The 23,155-nt window shown below is 41.8% G+C and carries 23 protein-coding genes and 1 pseudogene; all 24 read left to right on the forward strand.

Translation table 11 applies throughout. The annotated features are described in order from the left end of the window. Window positions 1-36 precede the first annotated feature (36 nt). Window positions 37-2,280, forward strand: a complete 2,244-nt coding sequence (locus S4054249_RS06395; protein WP_052961090.1) for a flagellar hook-length control protein FliK — start codon at window positions 37-39, stop codon at window positions 2,278-2,280. A gap of 47 nt (window positions 2,281-2,327) precedes the next feature. Continuing rightward, window positions 2,328-2,852, forward strand: coding sequence for a flagellar basal body-associated protein FliL (gene fliL / locus S4054249_RS06400; protein ID WP_046357592.1), 525 nt, complete (start codon window positions 2,328-2,330; stop codon window positions 2,850-2,852). Window positions 2,853-2,861: 9 nt separating this feature from the next. After that, the gene (gene fliM, locus S4054249_RS06405) at window positions 2,862-3,956 is read left to right on the forward strand and encodes a flagellar motor switch protein FliM (RefSeq protein WP_039609454.1); all 1,095 of its coding nucleotides are present in this window, start codon (window positions 2,862-2,864) and stop codon (window positions 3,954-3,956) included. A 24-nt stretch (window positions 3,957-3,980) separates the two neighbouring features. Then, on the forward strand, window positions 3,981-4,376 hold the full coding sequence (gene fliN / locus S4054249_RS06410; RefSeq protein ID WP_039609453.1) for a flagellar motor switch protein FliN: 396 nt from the start codon (window positions 3,981-3,983) through the stop codon (window positions 4,374-4,376). 22 nt (window positions 4,377-4,398) lie between these two features. Continuing rightward, window positions 4,399-4,758, forward strand: coding sequence for a flagellar biosynthetic protein FliO (fliO, locus tag S4054249_RS06415; protein ID WP_230851813.1), 360 nt, complete (start codon window positions 4,399-4,401; stop codon window positions 4,756-4,758). Between the two features lie 5 nt (window positions 4,759-4,763). After that, a complete protein-coding gene (fliP, locus tag S4054249_RS06420) occupies window positions 4,764-5,507 on the forward strand; it encodes a flagellar type III secretion system pore protein FliP (RefSeq protein WP_046357612.1) in 744 nt (247 codons plus the stop codon). 1 nt (window position 5,508) lies between these two features. Further along, window positions 5,509-5,778: a flagellar biosynthesis protein FliQ gene (gene fliQ / locus S4054249_RS06425; protein ID WP_046357594.1), complete on the forward strand. Its 270-nt coding sequence runs from the start codon at window positions 5,509-5,511 to the stop codon at window positions 5,776-5,778. A 1-nt stretch (window position 5,779) separates the two neighbouring features. Continuing rightward, window positions 5,780-6,559 (forward strand): flagellar biosynthetic protein FliR, encoded by a 780-nt coding sequence (gene fliR / locus S4054249_RS06430; protein WP_046357595.1) that lies wholly within the window; start codon window positions 5,780-5,782, stop codon window positions 6,557-6,559. A 9-nt stretch (window positions 6,560-6,568) separates the two neighbouring features. Continuing rightward, complete coding sequence (flhB, locus tag S4054249_RS06435; protein ID WP_046357596.1) at window positions 6,569-7,699, forward strand: flagellar biosynthesis protein FlhB; 1,131 nt, start codon at window positions 6,569-6,571, stop codon at window positions 7,697-7,699. Between the two features lie 58 nt (window positions 7,700-7,757). Continuing rightward, window positions 7,758-9,857, forward strand: a complete 2,100-nt coding sequence (gene flhA, locus S4054249_RS06440; protein WP_046357597.1) for a flagellar biosynthesis protein FlhA — start codon at window positions 7,758-7,760, stop codon at window positions 9,855-9,857. Window positions 9,858-9,879: 22 nt separating this feature from the next. Continuing rightward, window positions 9,880-11,394 (forward strand): flagellar biosynthesis protein FlhF, encoded by a 1,515-nt coding sequence (gene flhF, locus S4054249_RS06445; RefSeq protein ID WP_046357598.1) that lies wholly within the window; start codon window positions 9,880-9,882, stop codon window positions 11,392-11,394. Then, complete coding sequence (locus tag S4054249_RS06450) at window positions 11,387-12,247, forward strand: MinD/ParA family ATP-binding protein (protein ID WP_023401816.1); 861 nt, start codon at window positions 11,387-11,389, stop codon at window positions 12,245-12,247. Before flhF ends, S4054249_RS06450 begins: the two co-directional genes overlap by 8 nt. A 2-nt stretch (window positions 12,248-12,249) precedes the next feature. After that, entirely contained in the window at window positions 12,250-12,984 is a 735-nt protein-coding gene (locus tag S4054249_RS06455) for an RNA polymerase sigma factor FliA (RefSeq protein WP_046357599.1), read from the forward strand. A gap of 46 nt (window positions 12,985-13,030) precedes the next feature. Continuing rightward, the gene (cheY, locus tag S4054249_RS06460; RefSeq protein WP_010364893.1) at window positions 13,031-13,414 is read left to right on the forward strand and encodes a chemotaxis response regulator CheY; all 384 of its coding nucleotides are present in this window, start codon (window positions 13,031-13,033) and stop codon (window positions 13,412-13,414) included. Between the two features lie 20 nt (window positions 13,415-13,434). Then, the gene (locus tag S4054249_RS06465) at window positions 13,435-14,202 is read left to right on the forward strand and encodes a protein phosphatase CheZ (RefSeq protein WP_046357600.1); all 768 of its coding nucleotides are present in this window, start codon (window positions 13,435-13,437) and stop codon (window positions 14,200-14,202) included. A gap of 15 nt (window positions 14,203-14,217) precedes the next feature. Further along, window positions 14,218-16,485, forward strand: coding sequence for a chemotaxis protein CheA (locus S4054249_RS06470; protein ID WP_046357601.1), 2,268 nt, complete (start codon window positions 14,218-14,220; stop codon window positions 16,483-16,485). A gap of 85 nt (window positions 16,486-16,570) precedes the next feature. Beyond that, a complete protein-coding gene (locus tag S4054249_RS06475; protein WP_046357602.1) occupies window positions 16,571-17,722 on the forward strand; it encodes a protein-glutamate methylesterase/protein-glutamine glutaminase in 1,152 nt (383 codons plus the stop codon). Window positions 17,723-17,784: 62 nt separating this feature from the next. Then, window positions 17,785-18,570: a ParA family protein gene (locus S4054249_RS06480; RefSeq protein ID WP_046357603.1), complete on the forward strand. Its 786-nt coding sequence runs from the start codon at window positions 17,785-17,787 to the stop codon at window positions 18,568-18,570. Beyond that, the gene (locus tag S4054249_RS06485) at window positions 18,563-19,348 is read left to right on the forward strand and encodes a chemotaxis protein CheW (RefSeq protein ID WP_046357604.1); all 786 of its coding nucleotides are present in this window, start codon (window positions 18,563-18,565) and stop codon (window positions 19,346-19,348) included. Before S4054249_RS06480 ends, S4054249_RS06485 begins: the two co-directional genes overlap by 8 nt. Before the next feature lie 24 nt (window positions 19,349-19,372). Continuing rightward, on the forward strand, window positions 19,373-19,870 hold the full coding sequence (locus S4054249_RS06490) for a chemotaxis protein CheW (protein WP_023401824.1): 498 nt from the start codon (window positions 19,373-19,375) through the stop codon (window positions 19,868-19,870). Window positions 19,871-19,873: 3 nt separating this feature from the next. Next, the gene (locus S4054249_RS06495; RefSeq protein ID WP_046357605.1) at window positions 19,874-20,299 is read left to right on the forward strand and encodes a DUF2802 domain-containing protein; all 426 of its coding nucleotides are present in this window, start codon (window positions 19,874-19,876) and stop codon (window positions 20,297-20,299) included. Between the two features lie 191 nt (window positions 20,300-20,490). Further along, window positions 20,491-21,209: pseudogene (locus S4054249_RS06505) on the forward strand (serine hydrolase domain-containing protein). After that, window positions 21,209-21,538, forward strand: coding sequence for a hypothetical protein (locus S4054249_RS06510; protein WP_046357608.1), 330 nt, complete (start codon window positions 21,209-21,211; stop codon window positions 21,536-21,538). Before S4054249_RS06505 ends, S4054249_RS06510 begins: the two are co-directional and overlap by 1 nt. 599 nt (window positions 21,539-22,137) lie before the next feature. Continuing rightward, window positions 22,138-23,097: a fibrinogen-like YCDxxxxGGGW domain-containing protein gene (locus tag S4054249_RS06515; RefSeq protein WP_046355153.1), complete on the forward strand. Its 960-nt coding sequence runs from the start codon at window positions 22,138-22,140 to the stop codon at window positions 23,095-23,097. The last annotated feature ends 58 nt before the right edge of the window (window positions 23,098-23,155 follow it).

The following is a 23,155-nucleotide window of genomic DNA, read 5'->3' on the forward strand; positions in this document are numbered from 1 at the left end:
AAGCGGTCTTAGGTTGCCACATTAAAAGGTGAGAGTATGGCTAATGTTTCGCTAGATGTAGGTATGAACAATTCAGTTTCACCTCAACATAGACAGGCAGATGAAAGGTCAGCAGAACAAGGGTTCATGGCTGTATTGGCGCAGGCAAATGAGCAAGAAGAAGCTAAAAGTGCTGCGTTAGCGTCAGAAGCAAAAGCTGAAGCGCAGCGCAGGCAAGCTGCATCACAGAGTGACACAGACTCAGGCGAAGTTGAGCCTGTTCAGGTACAAACGAGTCCTGACGAGCCGTTAAAACTAGATGATTCGCACTTGCCTAAACCTAAGACTGGTCCAGATATCATGTTGCAGGTAGAGATGTCAGAAGACATTGATGCGCAGCCAAAAGAAACAGGACAAACACCTGATAATTTGTTATCGCAAATAACAGCTTCAAACAAACAAAAAACCGATGTGGAGCATCATTTAGCACCGGTTCCAAAAGCGATGCGAGAGCATGCGGGTAAAGTTGACGTACTGCCTGATAGCTCCAACATTGATAAGGGTAAAAAAGGGCCTATCGACCTGATTGGCCCAATAGTCACTCAAGGTAAGCAGTCTGAAGCTGATACTGAAAACACTAAAGGCTCGTTATTGCAATCAGATAAGCATTTAAGTGAGGATATACCTCAAAAGCAAGGCCAACTTACCGGAGCTGAAAGGTTTAAAGCTGTTGACCCAGGTCCTCGTTACTCTGAGGGGCCAGTTGGTGATCCCAGTCATGTACAAGATGACGTAAAAAAAGCTATCAATAACCCGCTGCCACAAAAACACTTCAACACAGATAAAGAAGTTTTTAACGGTGAAATAAAATCACGTGAATGGTTCTTACACAATAAAACTGTTGCCGCTGACGAGTCAAAACCTCAAGTGCAGCCTGAGTTAACAAGTAAAGCAGTAAAAGTGGATGCGGTTGATACCAAAATAGGATCAGAATCTAATAAAGGTCACACAGAATTAAAGACTGTTCTAAATGATGTTACGAAGTCGGTTGAAAGCACGCCTAAGAGTGATACTTCATATTTGGCCTCACAGATTAGAAAAGCCGTTGCTCAGGAGGAGCAGGTGACGCAAATTAAAGGGACGACTCAAGCTGATGACAATTTTTCTAAGACTGAGCTACAAGCAAAATCCTTAATACAGAGTACGGCGCAAGGTCATGACAAAGAATTGCCAAATACCAAAGTTCTCTCTGAACTAAAAGCCATGGTTGAGCAACTCTCTCCTCAAGAGAAAAAGCAATTGGAGAGCGCCTTAAATGAAAAGTTAAGCGGTGATAAAGCGTCTGAACCTCAGGTAAAGCGCTTAGAAAGTGCGATCTATACATTAGTAACGGGTAAACCAGCACCCGATGCAAATTCAAAGCAACCAAAAAGTATTGAGGACACAGAACAAATAACAGATAAGTCAATTGATACTAAAGTCAAGTTGGGTAATGCAGCGGTTGAACTCACTACTCAACAGGTTGCTAAGCCTGAAATGAGCTACAATTCTACTAAAGTTACATCTATGAAAGAGACGATTGTGACTGAACCTACAAAACAAAGCGCAGACATGGTGTTAAGTGAGGAAGCCCCTGAAATAGCTACGGAGTTAGATGGTGAGCAGTCACAAAATAACAGTGGTAACCAACGTCAAACTGCCAATGCTAATGTTGAAAATATTTTTAAAGCGATCCGAAGCTTAGGCTCAGAGCAAATTCAGAGTAAAGAGGAATTTGAGCAAGTTATTCATCAAGTAGAGCAAACTCGCCAAGTTCAACAAACGGCTCAGCAACAAACCTCAGCTCAGGTTAAATTGCAAGCTGACCCTGCTTTGATGCAAAGCCTTAACCTAGCAAAGAGTGATGCGGCAAAAATGCTTCAGGATAAAGTTAACATGATGATTAACTTAAATAATCAAGAAGCTGAAATCCGTTTGAACCCGGCGGAGTTGGGGAGTATGCACATTCGCATTCGCTCTGATGCAGAGCAAGCACAGGTGAACTTTGTAGTACAAAACCAGCAAGCAAAAGAGTTACTTGAAGAATCAATGCCAAAGCTTAAAGAAATGTTAGAGGAACAAGGTATTCAACTCGGTGACAGCAATATCGAACAACAGGCCGAAGGAGGCAGTGGTCAGCAAGGGAATGAGCAAAATGGTCACGGAAAACTTGCTAATGAGAGCAGCGAAGCGCAAAATAATAAAGAACAATCAGTGACTAGCAGAAAACAAAGTGACTCAGCGATAGATTACTATGCTTAACAACTGCTATCATTAAAAAAGAATATTGAATTATAAGAAGCGCATATATGGCAGAAGAAACCGATTTAGAAATAGAAGAAGCGGGTGGGTCGAAAAAGAAACTCATCATCATTATTGCAGCAGTGGTAGTGATTTTAGGTGGTGTAGCGGGTTTCTTCTTAATGTCAGGTGGTGAGGAAGAGGAAGCTTCACTTGCGGAGGAGTCAACAGCTGTTCAAGAAGACTTAAGTGAGCAAAATGCAGCTGAAATGGGTAGTGCTTTGTATGTTGCGATGCCAAGGCCTTTTGTATTCAATGTACCAGGTGCAAGTAGAGATAGAATTGTGCAGATTAAAGTGCAATTACTTGTGCGAGGTGATGTCAATGAAGAGGTGGCTAAAAAACACATTCCCTTGATTGAAGGCACTTTATTGGGGGTCTTTTCTACTACGACCGCAGATGAATTAAGTACGAGTGCAGGCAAAGAAACGCTTCGACTGACTGCATTGGACAAAGTGCAAGCTGCAATGGAAGGCGTCGAAGGCAGCAAAGTTATTGAACGTGTGCTGTTTACTGGTTTTGTAATGCAGTAGGACGATATTGTGAGCGACTTATTATCACAAGATGAAATCGACGCGCTACTCCATGGCGTCGATGAAGTTGAAGAAGATGAAGTATCCACGGGAGAAGACGGTGAGGACGCAAATGCCTTACAGTATGACTTCTCTTCTCAAGACCGCATTGTTCGTGGTCGAATGCCTACCCTTGAAATTGTAAACGAACGTTTTGCAAGACATATGCGCATTAGTTTGTTCAATATGATGAGACGCACAGCTGAGGTGTCCATCAATGGCGTTCAAATGCTCAAGTTTGGTGAGTATATCCATACACTGTTTGTACCGACGAGCTTGAATATGGTGCGGTTTCGCCCACTTAAAGGGACTGGCCTAATCACGATGGAGGCGCGATTAGTCTTCATCTTGGTTGATAACTTCTTTGGTGGTGATGGGCGTTATCATGCCAAAATTGAAGGACGTGAGTTCACGCCTACTGAACGTCGTATTGTTCAAATGTTACTTAAGATTATCTTTGAAGACTACAAAGAAGCTTGGGCGCCAGTAATGGATGTGTCATTTGAATATTTAGATTCAGAGGTTAACCCTGCAATGGCGAATATCGTTTCGCCAACGGAAGTGGTTGTAATAAGCTCTTTTCATATTGAGCTTGACGGTGGGGGAGGAGATTTTCATATCTCATTACCTTACTCTATGCTTGAGCCCATCAGAGAATTACTCGATGCCGGTGTTCAATCAGATACTGAAGATACGGATTTACGTTGGAGTAAGGCCCTACGTGATGAAATCATGGATGTAGAAGTTGAAATGTCAACGCAGTTGCTAGAAGTGGATTTATCGCTGCAGCAAATAATGGAACTGAAAGCTGGAGACATTATTCCTGTAGAGATGCCGGAACACATTACAGTATTTGTTGAAGAGTTACCTACTTTTAGGGCGAAGATGGGCCGTTCAAGAGATAACGTCGCATTACAAATAAGTGAGAAAATCAAGCGTCCGGAATCTGTGAAGTCCGAGCTTCATGTCTTTACCAAAGGCGGTAAAAAGCTCGATTCGGATGCAGAATTAGCTGAATTAGAAGAAGATTTGCACCTATCAGAAGGTGTGGATCTTGACTGGTGATCAAGTTTTTAAGGTAGTAAGTGCATGAGTGATGATCAAGATACAATGGACGAATGGGCGGCAGCGCTTGCAGAGGCTGAAGATACCGATCAAGGCAGCGCTGAAGTTGCTGAGCTAGAAGAGCTTGAAGAAAGCAATGCCAACCTAAGTGCCGATGAAAAAAGAAAGTTAGATACAATTCTAGATATTCCAGTAACCATCTCAATGGAAGTTGGACGTTCTAAGATCAATATTCGAAACCTATTACAGCTGAACCAAGGTTCGGTTGTGGAACTGGATCGAGTTGCGGGTGAACCACTGGATGTATTGGTCAATGGCACTTTGATAGCGCACGGTGAAGTGGTTGTAGTAAACGACAAGTTTGGTATTCGTTTAACCGACGTTATTAGCCAAGTCGAGCGAATTAAAAAGCTCAGATAAGCGATTTAAAATGACTTGGATAATGTTTACAAGCGCGGCTGCGATATCGCAGCCTCAGGGACCGAGTTTGGAAATCGTCACAGTGATGCTCTCGTTGGCTTCTATTGTTGCTCTGATAATAGGTTTAGCTTGGTTAGTCAAGCGAGTTAACCCCAATGTGGGGAACAATCAAGATTTCAAAGTAATTCGTAGTTTACCGCTCGGCACGCGAGAAAGGTTATTGGTCATCGAAATCGACGAAAAGCAACATTTACTTGGTGTTACGCCTCAAAATATAAACTATTTATATCAATTAGAAACCCCTTTAAGCGAAAACCAATCGGCCCCTTTTGTGAAGGAGCTCAGTCGTTTTATGAATCAACCCATAAAAAAAACAAAGTGAATATGATGCTTCGATTCCTAATCCTATTTGGATTGACCCTATTTCTACCGCAGGTGAGCGCTAATGATGGCATCGAAGCGCTCAGCGTAACTACAAACCCCGATGGTTCTCAAGAATACTCAGTAACGATTCAAGTTTTGGCTATCATGACGGCGCTCAGTTTTATACCTGCTGCGTTAATCATGATGACGTCTTTTACACGCATTATTGTGGTATTGGCGATATTACGTCAAGCAATTGGCTTACAGCAGTCTCCCTCTAATCAGATTTTAGTTGGAATGTCGTTGTTTTTAACTTTTTTTATCATGGCTCCGATTTTTAGTAAAATTTACGACGAAGCTGTTCAGCCCTATATGAATGAGGAAATGACGTCTGTCCAAGCGCTTCACGCTGCCAAAGAGCCAATGAAGGCGTTTATGCTTTCTCAAACGCGGATAAAAGATCTGGAGACTTTTGCTAAAATTGCCGGCTATGACAAATTAGATAGCCCAGAAGATACGCCGTTTATTGTGATTATTCCGGCATTTGTAACCAGTGAATTGCAAACCGCGTTTATTATTGGGTTTATGTTTTTCATCCCATTTTTGATAGTTGACTTGGTTGTTGCTAGTGTATTAATGGCTATGGGTATGATGATGCTGTCTCCTATGATTGTCTCATTACCATTTAAAATCATGCTTTTTGTATTAGTGGATGGGTGGTCATTAGTCATGGGAACGCTGGCCAGAAGCTTTGGCTTGGGGGTTTAAGATGGAACCGGAAGTATTCGTTGATATTTTAAGTGACTCTTTATTTGTTGTGATTAAACTTGTGTCAGCAATTGTTGTACCTGGTTTGATGGTCGGCCTAGTGGTATCAGTCTTTCAGGCCGCAACATCTATCAATGAACAAACTTTAAGTTTCTTGCCAAAACTCATCATTACACTGGTTGCTTTAATCGTTGGTGGTCATTGGATGACGCAAGAGCTGATGGACTTTTTCAAACTAATGGTTATGCGGATCCCTGAAATAGCAGGCTAAAATGGAGTTTTTATTTTCGGATATCATGCAGGGGCTAAGTGATTATTTAATCCCTTTCATTCGTATCAGTTCGATGATCATGGTAATGGCTGGCTTAGGTGCTCAGAGTGTATCTAAGCGTATTAAAATATGCCTTTCAATGGTCGTGACACTGGCAGTGGCGCCAGCTATCCCTCAGTCTCAATTCACTGACTTATTTTCATTTCATATGATATTGGTTGTTATCCAAGAAATGATCATTGGAGTCGCGATTGGTTTTGCATCTTTGTTGTTACTCAATACATTTATATTGGCAGGTCAAATTTTAGCGATGCAAACCGGTTTGGGTTTTGCATCAGTAGTTGACCCGTCAAATGGATTGAGTGTACCTGCAGTAGGCCAGTTTTACTTAATTTTGGCCACACTACTCTTTTTTGTTTTCAATGGTCATTTGATGATGTTTCAAATGATTATATTTAGTTTTCAATCTTGGCCAATTGGTGGTGATTGGTGGCATGTCGATAATTACTATGATATTGCTAAATGGGGCTCATGGTTATTTGCTACTGCGCTGTCGTTATCTCTAGCACCATTGACCGCTATGCTCGTAATTAATCTCGCTTTTGGCATTATGACTCGAGCAGCGCCGCAGATGAACATTTTCTCGGTCGGTTTTGCATTTACTTTGGTTGCAGGGTTAATGATTATCTGGGCAACGCTCGGTAATTTTACCATGCAGTATGAATTTCAGTGGCTTAAAATGACAGAGCTAATGTGTAACTTGATTGGTTGCTCAGTATAGGAGAGTCAGATGGCTGAAGATTCGGGTCAAGAACGTACCGAAGAGCCCACCGCAAAAAAAATAAGCGATGCTAGAAAAAAGGGGCAGGTGGCACGCTCTAAAGAGTTGGGCACGACGTTTGTTTTAATTTTCTCTGCGGTCGCGCTCATTCTTTATGGCGCGGATATTGCCAAAGGCCTATATAATATCATGGGCCGAATGCTAACTTTAAATAGAAATGAAACATACGATACAACAAAAATGTTTTCGGTTTGGGGGGATGCCTTTTCCGAGTTGTTTTTCCCTATGTCTATGTTTGTTCTGATTATTGCAGTGGCCGGTGTTATTGGAAATACTTTGCTGGGAGGGTTTAACTTTAGCTGGCAAGCCGCTGCGCCTAAAGCAAGCAAGATGTCACCACTAAAGGGAATAAAACGGATGTTTGGTCCCCAAGCTGCGGTGGAGCTTGTTAAGTCAATTTTGAAGTTTGTGTTAGTCGCAGGTTTTGCAATTTTGTTTATCAAGTGGATGTTTTATGACATTTTACACTTGAGCATTGAATCAGTTCCAGGCAGTGTTATTCACTCTTTGGAGATTTTGGCCTGGCTTTTCCTGGCACTCAGCTGCACCATGATTATTATTTCTGCTATTGATGCACCTTATCAAAGTCATACGCATCATAAACAGTTAAAAATGACATTGCAGGAAGTGAAAGACGAATATAAAAACTCTGAGGGTGACCCGCAGATTAAAGCGAGGATCCGACGGACGCAGCGTGAAATGTCACAACGGCGTATGATGCAAGATGTGCCAGACGCTGATGTTGTAGTAACAAACCCAACGCATTACTCCGTTGCATTAAAGTACGATACAGAAAAGGCGGGTGCACCTATTGTTATTGCAAAAGGGGTGGATGAATTGGCAATGCAAATTCGTAAAGTCGCTAAAGGCAATGAAGTCCCGATTGTTGAGTCTCCTCTATTAACCCGTTCTTTGTATCATACGACAGAAGTGGGTGATCAAATACCTGATCAGTTGTTCACCGCGGTCGCGCAAGTCTTGGCATATGTTTTTCAGCTCAAAAAGTTCAACAAGGGAAGAGGCAGAAGGCCTACTGCGTTGAGTAAAGACTTACCTATCCCTGATGATCTAAAACATTAATAGTTGGAACAAAGCTTGCTTTAACTAATCTGCGTCAATAAATTGAAGTTGATAAGTTATGGATTTTAAAGCGGTTCTACAACAGATTAATCGAGATAAAAAAGAGTATGCTAAAGGCATCGGTACCCCTTTGCTGGTTTTAGCTGCTTTGGGTATGGTGATTTTACCTATGCCCCCATTTCTCTTGGATATCTTATTTTCTTTCAATATAGCTTTAGCTTTAGTCGTGTTGTTAGTCACCGTATATACCATGAAACCGCTTGAGTTCGGTATGTTTCCCGCTGTGCTTCTTATTGCGACCATAATGCGATTAGCATTAAACGTAGCCAGTACAAGGGTTGTGTTACTAGAAGGCCACAATGGTGGAGATGCCGCGGGTAAAGTAATCGAGGCATTTGGCTCTGTGGTGATTGGTGGTAACTATGCCGTTGGTTTAGTTGTATTCCTTATCTTAATAATCATTAACTTTGTAGTAATTACCAAAGGTGCGGGCCGTATTTCAGAAGTATCAGCACGTTTTACCCTTGATGCGATGCCGGGTAAGCAGATGGCAATTGACGCCGATTTAAATGCAGGCTTCATTTCAGCAGAAGAAGCACGTACTCGCCGTGATGAAGTTACAAGAGAAGCCGATTTCTATGGCTCAATGGATGGTGCCAGTAAGTTTGTAAAAGGTGATGCCATTGCGGGCATCGTTATTTTGGCTATTAACATCATTGGCGGATTATTCGTCGGAATGGTGCAGCATGACCTGACGTTTTCACGTGCGATGGAAGTGTATACACTTCTAACAATAGGTGATGGTCTAGTGGCACAGCTACCTTCTCTTTTGTTATCCATCGGTACCGCGATTGTTGTAACGCGTCAAAATGAATCTCACAACATGGGTGAGCAGGTAACTCAGCAGTTAGGTAACGAAAAGTCACTTTACATTGCCTCTGGTATCTTGATTGTGATGGGCTTAGTTCCTGGCATGCCTCATGTCGCTTTCCTTGGATTAGGCAGCCTGATTGGTGGACTTGCTTATTATTCAAAGCAACAAAAGACAAAAGCTGCTGCTGAGCAAGCTGAATCAGAAGCGAAAGGCACTCAGGTTGCGAACAAACAACAAGATCAAAAAGAGTTGGGTTGGGATGATGTTCAACCTGTTGACGTAATTGGTCTTGAAGTAGGTTATCGATTGATCCCATTAGTAGATCAAGCGCAAGGTGGCGAGCTGTTGAGTCGCATTAAAGGTGTACGTAAAAAACTATCTCAAGAACTTGGATTTCTTGTCCCGCCAGTACACATTCGTGACAATCTTGAGCTAGACCCAAATGCATATAAGATTACATTGATGGGGGTTGGCTCAGGGGATGGAGAGCTAAAACATGGCGATGAGCTTGCAATTAACCCAGGTCAAGTTTTTGGCCCTCTTCAAGGTGTGGCGACAAAGGACCCAGCTTTTGGTCTAGATGCCGTGTGGATAAAACCGGATCAAAAAGATGAAGCACATTCTTTAGGGTATACAGTAGTAGATGCGGCGACTGTGGTTGCTACGCATATCAGCCAATTACTGACTAATAATGCGTCACTGTTATTAGGTCACGAGGAAGTACAAAACTTATTAGACATGCTTGCTAAGACTCACCCACGCCTTGTTGAAGGGTTAGTGCCAGATGTTTTACCTCTGACTACAATCGTGAAAGTACTCCAGAACTTGCTTAACGAGGGTGTGGCTATTAGAGATATGAGATCAATTGTGCAGACTTTAGTTGAGTATGGACCAAGAAGCCAAGACCCTGATGTACTAACGGCTGCAGTAAGAATTTCACTACGTAGACTTATCGTTCAAGACGCGGTTGGCAACGCTGATGAGATACCTGTCATAACATTGGCGCCTGAGTTGGAACAGATGTTGCATCAGTCACTTCAGAACGCAGGTGATGAGGGGGCAGGCATAGAGCCAGGTCTTGCAGAGCGACTTCAAGGTTCATTGAGAGAAGCGCATCAAACGCAAGAAATGTTAGGCGAGCCGTCCATCTTATTAACCTCAGGTATGTTAAGAAGTGTTTTATCTCGATTTGTTAAGCATACGATTCCTGGTTTAAGAGTGATGTCTTATCAGGAAGTACCGGACGAGAGACAAATCAAGATTATTAGCTCGGTTGGGCAATAATAGAGGAACGAGGTGCTGAGTCATGAAAATTAAAAGATTTTTCGCAAAAGATATGCGTACGGCTTTGAAAGAAGTAAAAGATGAATTAGGTGCGGATGCTGTAATCATGTCAAACAAAAAACTAGCTGACGGTGTTGAAATTGTCGCAGCTATTGATAATGATAGAGTTGCACCACAGGCTCAACCTGCACCAGTAGAAGCACGCCCTGAACCAGGTCCAGCTGCAACGCAAAAGTCAACGTATAGTCAACCAGCTCGAGTGGTCAAGCCTCAAACACGTCGCCCTCAAGCACAGCCACAGGCAAAAGTTGCTGATAGCCTAGAAGCGCTCTTAGAGCGTCAAGCTCCAAAACCTCGTTCTCCTGAGCTTGCTTCTATGTTTTCACAGTCAGGTATTGATACAGGTGACTTGTTCCAACCTCAGCAAGAGCAAAGACCAGTATATAACCAAACTCAGCAGACTCAGCAGACTCAGCAGGCTCAGCCTAGCCCAACACGTACTCGCCCTGTACAACAAACAGACCCCTTAACATCTGATTGGGATTTTGGTGACGAATTAGAAGCCGATATAGATGCACAGCCAACGACAAATAGCGCATCTCAAGATGAAATGAGCTCTATGCGTGATGAGATGAATGCCATTCGTCAATTACTTGAATATCAGGTGTCTGGTCTAATGAAACAAGAGATGGATCGCAGAGATCCAACCAGAGCTTGTTTAATCAATCGTTTGCAAGGCATGGGAATAAGCTCGGAAGTAGCTGAGCAAATGGCATGTTTTATACCTGATGACGTTTCTAGAAAAGAAGCGTGGAATGCACTTTTAAATATGGTCGTAAATCAGATGCACACCACCAATAATGACATCCTTCGTCAAGGCGGTGTTTATGCGATGGTCGGCCCAACAGGGGTGGGTAAAACAACGACGGTTGCAAAGTTGGCAGCGCTTGGCGCGCAGAAGTATGGTGCTGATAAAGTTGCATTAATTACCACAGATACATATAGAATTGGTGCTTACGAGCAGTTAGCAACTTATGGTAGAATTATTGGCTGTCCGGTTAAGCAAGTTAAAGATGCAAATGAGTTAGCAGAAGTTCTTTATCATTTGCGAAATAAGCGACTAGTATTAATAGATACTGCAGGCATGAGTCAAAGAGACTTGCGTTTAACCGAGCAACTGAATACATTGATGCGCAGTTCACGCGTAGATATTCGCAGTTATTTGGTGCTTAGCGCGACATCGCAAATGCATGTTTTGCAGGAAACGGTTAACCATTTCAAAAAAGTAAATTTGAGTGGTTGCATCTTTACAAAACTTGATGAATGTCTAAGTTTAGGTGAGATTATTAGTATTGCGATTCAAAATCGTCTGCCAATAGGGTATCTTACCAACGGACAGCGAGTGCCAGAGGACATTCGTGTTGCAAATGCTCAAAAATTAGTTAAAAAGGCTGAGCAGTTGTATTTAAAAAGAACAAAAGCACAACATTCACGACGTGAAGCAGTGGCGTCCCAGACAGTAGGAATGTATGATTAATACAGTTTTAGATCAAGCAAGTGGCCTGCGTAAAATGAATCAAAAAAGTAACCACGGAGTAAAAGTAATAGCAGTAACTGGTGGTAAAGGAGGAGTCGGCAAGACTAATGTTTCATTAAATACTGCAATTGCGTTAGGACAACAGGGCCATAGAGTATTAGTTTTAGATGCTGACCTTGGATTAGCGAATTGTGATGTGATGCTCGGCTTGCGAGTAGAGCGCAACTTATCTCACGTGCTATCCGGTGAATGTGAGCTGGATGAGATATTGGTTGAAGGCCCTGCGGGAATAAGAATTGTCCCAGCGACCTCAGGTTCTCAAAATATGGTTGAGTTAAGTCCCGCAGAGCATGCTGGTTTAATTCGCGCCTTCAGTGAGCTTAGCAACGATTTCGATGTTTTAATTGTGGATACCGCAGCAGGTATCTCCGATATGGTTTTAAGTTTCTCTCGAGCCGCCCAAGATGTCATGGTCGTGGTTTGTGACGAACCGACTTCGATCACAGATGCTTATGCACTGATCAAGGTGTTAAGCCGAGAGCATGGCGTATATAAATTTAAAATTGTAGCGAATATGGTAAGAAGCCTTCGAGAAGGCCAAGAGCTTTTTGCGAAGCTTTCAAAAGTGACGGATAGATTTTTAGATGTTGCCTTGGAACTCGTCGCTACAATCCCTTTCGATGAAAACATGCGCAAATCTTCGCGCCGCCAAAAAACAATTGTTGAACTCTACCCTAATTCTCCTGCTGCCGTGGCATTTAGAGGGTTAGCGAGCAAAGCTGTGAAATGGCCAGTGCCACATCAGCCTTCAGGTCATTTAGAGTTTTTCATTGAGCAGTTAGTTAACGGGTAATTATGGCTACACCGGTCAATCGAATGGCGGGATATCAAACAGCAGACCGCCTCAACAAGGTGGTCGAGCGTCATACACCTTTGGTCAAAAAAGTTGCTTGTCATTTGCTTGCAAGGCTCCCTGCGAGCGTTCAACTCGATGATTTAGTTCAGTCAGGCATGATAGGTTTGATTGAGGCAACAAAAAATTTTGATGCCAGCAAAGGCGCAAGCTTTGAAACGTTTGCAGGCATCCGCATTCGGGGTGCTATGTTAGATGAAATACGCCGTGGAGACTGGGCCCCACGCTCTGTCCACAAAAATAGTCGTATGGTCGCAGAAGCAATTTCAGAGTTAGAAACCGCCTTAGGTCGCGAGCCTAAAGACACTGAAATCGCTGAAAAACTTGATATTCCCTTAGATGAGTACCATCATATTTTACATGACGTGAATGCAAGTAAGATTATTGGTATTGAAGACCTAGGAGTCGACCAAGACGTAATTTCACCTGCGGGCAGCGATTTAGCGCTAGACAAACCATTCAATAACGTTAAGAATGAGCGCTTTAATGAGTCGTTAGTAGAGGCAATTAAAACGTTGCCAGAGAGAGATGCAATGGTTTTATCTCTATACTACAACGATGAAATGAATTTAAAAGAGATTGGCCAGATCCTAGATGTGAGCGAATCTCGAGTTAGTCAGATTCATGGTCAGGCAATGATTAAACTCAGAGCCAAGATAAATGACTGGATAAATTAGAGTACATTTTATTTTTTTATAGGTTCAAACCTCACCGGAGGAAGTTTTGGATAAGAACATGAAAATTCTCGTGGTTGATGATTTCTCTACAATGAGAAGAATTATCAAAAACCTGTTGAGAGACTTAGGCTTTACAAATGTTCAAGAGGCAGATGATGGCAGCACTGCGCTTCCAATGTTGCAAAATCAAGAATTTGACTTTGTTGTTACTGATTGGAACATGCCTGGCATGCAAGGCATCGACTTGCTTCGAGCAATAAGAGCTGACGATAGCCTCAAGCATATCCCAGTATTAATGGTAACTGCAGAAGCCAAAAAAGAACAAATTGTTGCAGCAGCGCAAGCTGGGGTAAACGGTTACATTGTTAAACCTTTTACCGCTGGAACACTGAAAACTAAGTTAGAAAAAGTTTTTGAACGCTTAGGCTAGTTACAAGTAAGGATAGGCTTATGTCAGAATCCTCTGCGCCACAAATTACATTAGAGCAAGCAAAGCAACTTGTTGAGTATCTTGAGAATGGTGAACAAGAAAAAGCTGATCAAATTTTAATTGAAGCAACTAACAAAGAACAATCTGAGTTATTTGCTGAAGTCGGAAAATTGACACGTCAGTTACACGAGTCGTTGAAAAACTTCGAGTTAGACACGCGTTTATCAGACTTAACTACAGAAGCCTTACCAGATGCAAAGCAACGTTTAAACTATGTCATGGAAATGACAGAAAATGCGGCGAACAAGACCATGGATGCGGTGGAAGCTAGTTTACCGCTTGCTCAACAGTTGGCTGACGAGCTTTCTGAAATAAAGCCTACTTGGGATAGGTTGATGAGTCGTGACATTCAGCTTGGAGAGTTTAAATCTCTCTGTCACGACTTAAATGATTTTATGCAATCTTCACAAGGCCGTACTGACGAGTTACAGACCTTGATGACCAATGTTTTAATGGCACAAGATTATCAAGATTTGACTGGTCAAGTTATTCGTCGAGTCATAGAACTGGTGAGAGAAGTCGAAGACAGCTTAATTCATCTTTTAACTGTGTTTGGCACGTCAGAAGTGGGTCAACTTAGCACGGCTCAACAACCACAAGAAGTAGTTGAAACCACCACTGATGAACTAGCGGGTCCTGAAGGACCTATCATTGACGCTGAGGAACGAGACGATGTTGTGTCTGGTCAAGATGAAGTTGATGATTTGTTATCTAGTTTGGGTTTCTAATAGGAGAGTATAATAATGAGCTTTGAAGTCGATGAAGATATCTTACAAGACTTTCTTGTTGAAGCTGGAGAAATACTCGAACTGTTATCTGAGCAACTTGTTGAATTAGAAAATAACCCAGATGACAAAGATCTACTCAATGCAATTTTTAGAGGCTTCCACACAGTAAAAGGTGGAGCAGGCTTCCTAGGTATGAACGAGCTGGTAGACGCTTGTCATGGTGCTGAAAATGTCTTCGATGTTTTGCGCCAAGGCCAACGCTCTGTCAACCCTGAATTAATGGACGTGATATTACAGTCACTTGATACCATTAACGACATGTTCGCTTGCATACAAAATCGAGAGCAACCGGAACCTGCAGACCAAGAGTTACTCGACGTCTTACATAAATTAAGTCAGCCAGAATCTGCTGATGAGGTAATTTCAACACCAGCTGCTGAGCCTGTTGCTGAAGCACCGCCACCCGAGCCCGTCCAGGAAGCTGAAGATGATGTGCTGTTTGATATAGGTAGTGAGGAGAGCTCAGAGCCTGCAACCTCAGATAGCATTGATGAAATTACAGAAGAAGAATTTGAAAGCTTGTTGGATGAGCTTCATGGGTCAGGCAATGGTCCTGCCGTTGAAGCACCTCAGGCAGCTCCTGTGGCACCGTCCACTCCGCCAGCAAATGCGAATGATGGGGACATTACCGATGATGAATTTGATAGTTTACTAGACGAACTTCATGGCGTTGGTAAGTTTGGTGCTGCGTCGAGTGAAGACACCCCAGTTCAGAGTGCTTCGCCGGAAGCACCTGCCGCTCCCACAGCATCTGCAAGTTCACAAGAAAGTGGTGATGACGAAATCAATGATGAAGATTTCGAAGCGTTACTTGATGAACTTCATGGTAAAGGTCAAGCGCCAAAGAATTTAGAGGAAAGTAAGGCTACTTCCGAGCCTGCAAAAGCTCCACAAGCTCCACAAGCTCCACAAGCTGCACCGCCACCGCCACCAGTAGCTAAGCCGCAACCTGCGCCAAAAGCCGAGGCACCTAAGCCAGCAGCCAAAGCGGCTCCAAAACCTGCGCCTGCAAAAGCAGAGCCAAAAGGCGGAGCACCAAAAAAACCAGCTGCACAAGCTGAAACAACGGTTAGAGTAGATACAAAAAGGCTAGACCAGATCATGAATATGGTGGGTGAGCTTGTATTGGTTCGAAATCGTTTAGTGAGCTTAGCAAATAACAGCAATAGTGAAGCCATGGGTAAAGCCATATCGAATTTAGATGTGGTCACGGCAGACTTGCAGGGTGCTGTTATGAAAACCCGAATGCAGCCAATTAAGAAAGTATTTGGCCGATTCCCGCGTGTTGTTAGAGACCTTGCTCGTAGCCTTAAAAAAGACATCAACTTGATTCTAGAGGGTGAAGATACAGATCTAGATAAAAACTTAGTAGAAGCTTTGGCAGATCCATTGGTTCACTTGGTTAGAAACTCTGTTGACCATGGCATTGAAATGCCAGATGTACGTGAAGCGGGTGGAAAATCACGCACAGGTACTGTTACGCTCTCAGCATCGCAAGAAGGTGACCATATTCTGTTAACTATCAGAGATGATGGTGCGGGTATGGATCCTGAAAAATTGAAGAAAATCGCGATTAGCAAGGGGGTTATTGATTCGGATCAAGCAAGCAGATTGTCAGATACTGAAGCATATAACCTAATTTTTGCACCTGGATTTTCTACTAAAGAAGAAATCTCCGACATCTCTGGACGAGGTGTGGGTATGGATGTTGTTAAGACGAAAATTACGCAGCTTAATGGTCAAGTGAACATTCAGTCTGAGCTGGGTGTGGGTACAATTCTTGAAATTAAGGTACCACTGACACTGGCTATATTACCAACGCTAATGGTGATGGTAGGAGAGCAAACTTTTGCGTTACCTCTTGCCGGCGTCAGTGAGATATTCCATCTTGACTTAACGAAAACCAATGTGGTCGATGGGCAACTTACAATAATTGTTCGTGAGAAAGCGATACCGCTGTTTTATCTTGAGCATTGGTTAGTTAAAGGAACTGATATTAATCAGAAGAAAGCTGAAGGGCATGTGGTTATTGTACAAATAGGCACTCAGCAAGTCGGTTTTGTTGTTGATTCACTGATAGGTCAAGAAGAGGTGGTAATTAAACCGCTTGATTCCCTACTACAAGGCACACCTGGTATGGCTGGTGCCACTATCACTTCTGATGGTGGTATTGCGCTGATTCTTGACGTACCAAGTATGTTGAAGCATTACGCAGGCAAATAGCGTTAGACGCTTTTTGCTGTCACCGAATTAGTGGTGCTAAAGGCACCACTTTTCGGATCTGTAACATTAAAAAAGAGCGATGCCAATGGCAGTAAAAGTATTAGTTGTTGATGACTCAAGTTTCTTTCGTCGTCGTGTAAGTGAAATACTAGAGAAAGACGCAGGAATTGAGGTTATTGATTTTGCAGTTAATGGCCAAGAAGCTGTTGAAAAAGCAAGTAAGCTACGTCCAGATGTGATCACAATGGATGTAGAGATGCCGGTATTGGACGGTATCAGTGCTGTAAAAAAAATAATGCAAAGTAACCCAACGCCAATTTTAATGTTTTCTTCATTAACACGAGAAGGAGCAAGTGCAACATTAGATGCACTTGACGCTGGGGCTGTAGACTTTTTACCTAAAAAGTTTGAAGATATTGCCCGAAATAGTGAAGAAGCCACGCGAGCATTACAGACAAAGGTAAAAGAAATTGGTCGTAAGCGAGTCAGTCGATTTACAAGACCGATGACGTCAGCAAAACCATCGACACCGGTTAGCCCCGCTGCGAAGCCAACTTCTAGCTTACGTTCAAGTACAACTGTGGCTCAGCCAGATAGAAGTTTTCAAAAAGCTGCACAAGAGACGACACTGCAAAGAAATTTCAAAGCGTCTGGTAAAGCATACAAGATAGTCGCTATTGGCACCTCCACCGGTGGCCCTGTGGCTCTGCAAACTATTTTGACTCAATTACCTGCGAATTTCCCTCATCCAATATTGCTTATTCAGCATATGCCTGCTGCTTTCACGCCTGCTTTTGCGCAGCGACTCAATAGTTTGTGCAAAATTAAGGTAAAAGAGGCAGAGCAAGGCGATAAGTTGATGCCAGGTGTGGCGTATTTAGCACCAGGTGGTAAGCAAATGATGGTAGAAGCTCGTGGTGGGAGTAAAACGCTTAAAGTGTTTGAAGACGATAGCCCCAGAATTACTTATAAACCTTGTGTAGATGTGACATTTGCGAGTACTGCAAAAGCTTACTCAGGTGATGTACTTGCAATTGTGCTGACCGGTATGGGGGCTGACGGTAGAGATGGTGCTCGTATGCTGAAGCAGGTAGGCGCAACTATTTGGGCGCAAGATGAAAAAACCTGTGTGGTATATGGCATGCCTCAAGCCGTTGCTGCTGCAGGGCTGTCATCTGAAAGCCTTGCACTTCAAGATGTAGCGTTGCGCATCAATAAAGAGCTGGGTATTGCTTAGGATATATATGTTTGTTTGATACAGCTTTGTCATGAAAAGTCACAAAGGAATAGAATAATAAAGTGAAAATTTGGACGGTTGCGAATCAAAAGGGTGGTGTGGGTAAAACGACCACAGCGGTAAGCTTAGGGGGTATTTTAGCCGCCGAAGGAAAAAGGGTATTATTGATTGATACTGACCCACATGCCTCACTGACTTATTACTTTGGAATTGATTCTGAAGACTTAGAGGTGAGCGTATATGATATTTTCATTCGCGGCTCCAATATGCAAAGCGAAGAAATATTACAATCTTTGTGCCCTTCAACTGTTGAAAACTTAGATATTTTACCTGCAACAATGGCCATAGCAACGTTAGATAGAAGCATGGGGAACCGGTCAGGTATGGGGTTGGTGTTGAAAAAGGCACTGGCAAAAATTAGTGACTATTATGATTATGCCATCTTAGATTGCCCACCGGTTTTAGGGGTATTAATGGTGAATGCTTTAGCTGCCAGTGAACGTATACTCATTCCGGTGCAAACCGAGTTTCTGGCATTAAAGGGATTGGATAGAATGATGCGCACAATGACATTAATGCAAAGTTCGCATTCTAAACAATATCAATATACTATAGTCCCTACAATGTATGATAAACGCACCAAAGCATCTTTGGAAGCGTATAAATCTTTGGTTGAATCATATCGGGATAAAGTATGGCCTGGCGTTATCCCCGTTGATACAAAATTCAGAGATGCTAGCTTGGCACAGAAGGTTCCGGTACAATTCTGCCCGAAATCAAGAGGTGTATATGCATATCGAGCGTTACTCGAGCATATTGGTGAATTAGAAAGAGGTAAGAATGAGTAAGCACCTGTTTGCAAACGAACAAGTGATGAAACAATATCTTGGCGCCTTGTTGCAAGAAGAGGAAGATCAAGATGTTGCACTTGCGCCCGTTGCGAGGTTGCTTGAATCTGTGCCGGATGCACAAAAGCAAGAAAAACTGCTTGAAGAAGCAAATGTAGTTGAAGTACCTGCAGGTGAAGTTGAGCTGAAAGTCGAGACCTCTGAGGCTGCTGTAGAAGAAGTTCTGCAAGAAACTCCTGTGTTGCCGGTCCAAGAGCTTGAGATAACTGAAAATACAACTATTATCAAAGAACAAGCACCTGCGCAGAGTGCAGCAAAAGAAGCTTTCATTGAAGGAGAGTTTCAAGCTTTGTTTTTTGAGGTTGCAGGTCTGACATTAGCTGTTCCATTGCAAGCATTAGGTGGAATTCATCAGCTGACAGAGGTTAACCAATTATTTGGAAAACCAAAGTGGTTTAAAGGTGTAATGCTAAACCGTGAAGAAAAGCTGAATGTTGTTGATACAGCTCGTTGGGTTATGCCAGAAAAGTATACACCTGAGTTGGAGTCACAGCTGAACTACCAGTATTTAATCATGCTAGGCGACAGTCAGTGGGGGCTGCTAGCAGAAAAATTAGTCAATAATATTACGCTCACAGCTGATGATGTTAAGTGGCGAACAGCATGCGGAAAGCGACCATGGCTTGCAGGCGTTATTAAAGAAAAAATGTGTGCGCTTATTGACGTAGAGAATTTAAATAGGTTGCTAGAGCAAGGCCTCGATAGCCGAGAGCAGTAACTAGCATCAATCTGGAGTTTAATCATGAGCCAAGAAAGAATACTTTCTGCAGATAAAAATGCCGATAGTAATGATGAAGTCCTACAGTGGGTGACATATAAACTAGAGGAAGAGACATACGGTATCAATGTAATGCAAGTACAAGAGGTGCTGCGTTACACTGAGATTGCACCAGTACCGGGGGCGCCAAGTTATGTACTGGGTATCATTAACCTGCGTGGTAATGTTGTAACCGTTATTGATACTCGCGCCCGTTTCGGGTTGATGAGTGCGGAAGTTACAGATAACTCTAGGATCGTTATTATAGAGGCTGAAAAGCAAGTAATAGGTATCTTGGTAGATAGTGTCGCTGAGGTCGTATATTTACGTAGCTCAGAGATTGACAGTGCGCCAAATATTGGCACTGAAGAAAGTGCCAAATTTATTCAGGGTGTGTCTAATCGCGAAGGTGAGTTGTTAATCTTGGTTGACCTTAATAAACTACTCAGCGATGATGAGTGGGATGAGTTGAGTCATCTGTAAGTTGTGGCGGCAGTAACGTTAAATGATGTACTTATTATACTGGTGATAGCTTCATGCTTTATTAGCTTGTTATGCTTGGGTTTGTTGTTCATGTTTAGTAAACGCCTGCAACAGATGCAAAATAGTAATATTAAATTACATAAACAAGTACATAATGACACAGAGCAAATAAGTATTTTAAGAAGTGAAATCGCAGAAGTTAGAGCGAGTGTATTAAGCATAGGAAAACGGCTTGTTGAAAGTGAAGGCTATGTTAAAGAGTTAGCTCAGCAACAAGCAGCACAAAAATATGACGATCCCGACGCGAAAATATACTCTCGCGCAGTCAAAATGGTTGAGCTTGGTGCTGATCTTGAAGAAATAATGAGAGAGTGTGAGCTCCCTAGAGCCGAAGCTGAGCTGTTGATGTCTCTACACAATAAATCTTAAAATAGGTGCTGTAAGGCACCTTTTTTATTGTCCAAACATAAGTTGCTATTAGGTTTGTTAAGAGGTAGTGATTTATTGTGTATCTAACAAGGCATATGGATTGATCACTATTGGTATGGATATTTATCAGGGAAAAATGCGTGGCTCATAGATTAGTCGTATTTATTGCTTTGTGGTTGCAAACTGGGTGTATGCAAAACGACTTGTCTTTTCGCGATAAGTTAATTCATCAAGTTGAGAATAATGCACAGTTACATGGGATCCCAGCTCAAGCAGTGTTAGTTAACGATAATGGTGATATTACCTTTAAATATGCGTTTGAGGCATCAAAAAGCAGGGATGATTCTACCCTGAATGAGCATAGCGTCTTTCCCATTTTTTCTGTTAGCAAACTGTTCGCGACAGTCCTTGTTTTTCAATTGGTAGAAAAAAACAGCTCTCATTAGATGAACCAATCGGTAAGTATGTTCAGCTGCCTCGTCAATGGCTGGATATTCCAATAAGTGCATTGTTGAACCATACTTCTGGGATACCTGAATATTTTTCAGTTACAAATCAGCAAGTGAGCGCACCACAAAACTTTGAACACGTTATTAAAGCTTTAGGTGATAAAGAGCGTGTGTTTGAGTTCAATACTCAAGTACAGTATACCCAAATTAATTATCTTCTTATTGGTGCCTTGCTAGAGTCTGTTACAGGCCAGCCTTATGAGTCATTAGTCCAAGAACGATTAATGATGTCTAATACTTTCTTAAAGGCTGTGCAGGTCCCAAGAGACGTTGTGCCTTCATATCTGCCAAATAGTGGTGATAAGCTCAAACCTAATCAGTATGTATTCCCAAGCTATAGCACTGCCCATACTGGCGTTTATTCTACTGCTTATGACTTAAACCTTTTCTATCAAGTTTAATGGAAGGAGAATTAGTCGATAAGGCGTTATTGACTAAGCTTTGGCACCCACAGAAGCTTTTAAATGGACAGGCTAATTTCTTCGTATCTGGCTGGGATTATGAAAAGAAAGGCGATTGGCACATTGTAGGGCATGATGGAGGAGCGTTGTTAAGGGTGTCTGCATTTTTTAATGCAGAGTTCAGTGATTATAGGGTTGTTATTTATTTGACTAACGGTAACTTAGATGGGGTGTGGAGTCGAAGATTAGTTAAATCTTTACAGCAGTATTGGGTAACGAACCCCTTTTCTCGTTTATTAGTTTGGGCGGGGCTTTATGAGTCGTTTTAATCGATTTAAGACTTTTTATTATAAACTCTTAAATACTTACCTTTGATGACATACTGTGTATGCCTTAATAAATAAAATTTGTTATTTTCTTAAAGTAAGTGTATTCGAACTTTTCTTTTCTTTAATATTAAATTAATAAGGGGTCTAATTATTGATGGGCTGCATAGGTAATGGAAAGCTAAGTAGTGTTAATGTGATTTTTATTTTTTGTGGGTTATTTTCCTCATGGTTATTATTTTAAATAAATATATATTATTTAATTTCTTAATTTTAAATAGAGTGCGCGGTTGTTTTTTGTCCACCCTGGTGGGTTGGGTTTATTTTATAATTTCATTAGCTGTTTTCTTATTAAGTATTTTAGTTATCTTTTTTCATAATTAATTCTTAATTTTATCTATATATTTTATTTTTTATTGTTTCTTTTCTTTATTTTTCTCCCCAAAGTGGTACTTTTCTTCTGTGTGAATGACTTTCCAAACTCTATGTTTTTATGAAGATATCTAACTGGTGTTATTTTCTATGAGGTGTAACTAGGAAAGTGGTTTATAAAATATGATTGTCTTAACAATACTTTATTATAAAAAACAAGGATTTACCCAATGAAAATAAATAAAGTGACGCTTTTATTATCAGCTTTATTCTCTTCAGCGTTATCTGCAAATGTTGTTGTTGAAGCCACTACAGATGACGTGTCTCCAATTGTGGAAGTAACTGGTGGTAATGTAAGTTTTGACAGAGCGATTAAAAATATCGGTAATGATGTATTGAACTTAAGGTATTATGATACGCTGGTTTTTCCTAATGGTGAGCTTTATAACCGCTCTAACGCAGCAAACCTAACGTTAACTGCTGGTCAAGTATTTTCTCAAACACAGCCTAGGATCAGTGTTTTACCAGAATTTCCTGCGGGTGAATATAAATATGTATTGTCTGTATATAATAAGGATACTGGCGACATAACATCTGCAAACTTTACTTTCCATAAGCAGCACTCCGAGCTCGTAAGCAGTAGTTGTGCAGAAATACTTGCCAATGGTTTAAGCACTGGCAGCGGAATATATTCAATTAAACCAAGTAATGTTCAATCGCCATATCAAGTGTATTGTGATATGGAAACACATGGCGGTGGGTGGACGCTAGTTGGCATTAAAAGTAAAACACAGCCAAATATCCAAGTAGATGAATTACTCTCATTAGATCAAAAAGCAAATGTTATCACAGACCAAAAGTGGGCAGGTTTCAAATATACCGCACAAGAAATGTTAGTAACTGCAGATAACGACACAGCAGCAATTTTAGACATGGTGACTTTAAACTCTGCGAACTGCACACCTTTAGCCAGCTCATTAACTGATGATGTATTGGCTCATGCAGAGTCTTCTGGTTGTACCGGTGCAGGGCAGGATTATTCATTCTTAAACTCAGCTAAGTTCAAAACGTCTGTGTATGACTATTCAAATACAAAATTTATCATCGAACGTTTTGGTAATGGCTGGGGTGTGGGTGGTAATGGTCCATACCATTACAATGCGCAGAATATGTGGCTTTACGTAAGATAAGTTAGATTTTACATACTAGGATCAGTGTTGTTATATCATCAGCACTGATCATTTATTT

The sequence above is a fragment of the Pseudoalteromonas luteoviolacea genome, from assembly GCF_001750165.1.
Lineage (GTDB): Bacteria > Pseudomonadota > Gammaproteobacteria > Enterobacterales > Alteromonadaceae > Pseudoalteromonas > Pseudoalteromonas luteoviolacea_G.

Excerpts from the sequence above, each read along its gene's own strand:
- flhF (WP_046357598.1), top strand. The coding sequence starts at position 9,880 with ATGAAAATTAAAAGATTTTTCGCAAAAGATATGCGTACGGCTTTGAAA.
- fliO (WP_230851813.1), top strand. The coding sequence starts at position 4,399 with ATGTTTACAAGCGCGGCTGCGATATCGCAGCCTCAGGGACCGAGTTTG.
- flhB (WP_046357596.1), top strand. The coding sequence starts at position 6,569 with ATGGCTGAAGATTCGGGTCAAGAACGTACCGAAGAGCCCACCGCAAAA.
- S4054249_RS06455 (WP_046357599.1), top strand. The coding sequence starts at position 12,250 with ATGGCTACACCGGTCAATCGAATGGCGGGATATCAAACAGCAGACCGC.
- S4054249_RS06510 (WP_046357608.1), top strand. The coding sequence starts at position 21,209 with ATGGAAGGAGAATTAGTCGATAAGGCGTTATTGACTAAGCTTTGGCAC.
- S4054249_RS06450 (WP_023401816.1), top strand. The coding sequence starts at position 11,387 with ATGATTAATACAGTTTTAGATCAAGCAAGTGGCCTGCGTAAAATGAAT.
- S4054249_RS06515 (WP_046355153.1), top strand. The coding sequence starts at position 22,138 with ATGAAAATAAATAAAGTGACGCTTTTATTATCAGCTTTATTCTCTTCA.
- fliQ (WP_046357594.1), top strand. The coding sequence starts at position 5,509 with ATGGAACCGGAAGTATTCGTTGATATTTTAAGTGACTCTTTATTTGTT.
- S4054249_RS06490 (WP_023401824.1), top strand. The coding sequence starts at position 19,373 with ATGAGCCAAGAAAGAATACTTTCTGCAGATAAAAATGCCGATAGTAAT.
- S4054249_RS06485 (WP_046357604.1), top strand. The coding sequence starts at position 18,563 with ATGAGTAAGCACCTGTTTGCAAACGAACAAGTGATGAAACAATATCTT.
- flhA (WP_046357597.1), top strand. The coding sequence starts at position 7,758 with ATGGATTTTAAAGCGGTTCTACAACAGATTAATCGAGATAAAAAAGAG.
- S4054249_RS06475 (WP_046357602.1), top strand. The coding sequence starts at position 16,571 with ATGGCAGTAAAAGTATTAGTTGTTGATGACTCAAGTTTCTTTCGTCGT.
- fliP (WP_046357612.1), top strand. The coding sequence starts at position 4,764 with ATGCTTCGATTCCTAATCCTATTTGGATTGACCCTATTTCTACCGCAG.
- fliR (WP_046357595.1), top strand. The coding sequence starts at position 5,780 with ATGGAGTTTTTATTTTCGGATATCATGCAGGGGCTAAGTGATTATTTA.
- fliN (WP_039609453.1), top strand. The coding sequence starts at position 3,981 with ATGAGTGATGATCAAGATACAATGGACGAATGGGCGGCAGCGCTTGCA.
- fliL (WP_046357592.1), top strand. The coding sequence starts at position 2,328 with ATGGCAGAAGAAACCGATTTAGAAATAGAAGAAGCGGGTGGGTCGAAA.
- S4054249_RS06465 (WP_046357600.1), top strand. The coding sequence starts at position 13,435 with ATGTCAGAATCCTCTGCGCCACAAATTACATTAGAGCAAGCAAAGCAA.
- S4054249_RS06395 (WP_052961090.1), top strand. The coding sequence starts at position 37 with ATGGCTAATGTTTCGCTAGATGTAGGTATGAACAATTCAGTTTCACCT.
- S4054249_RS06470 (WP_046357601.1), top strand. The coding sequence starts at position 14,218 with ATGAGCTTTGAAGTCGATGAAGATATCTTACAAGACTTTCTTGTTGAA.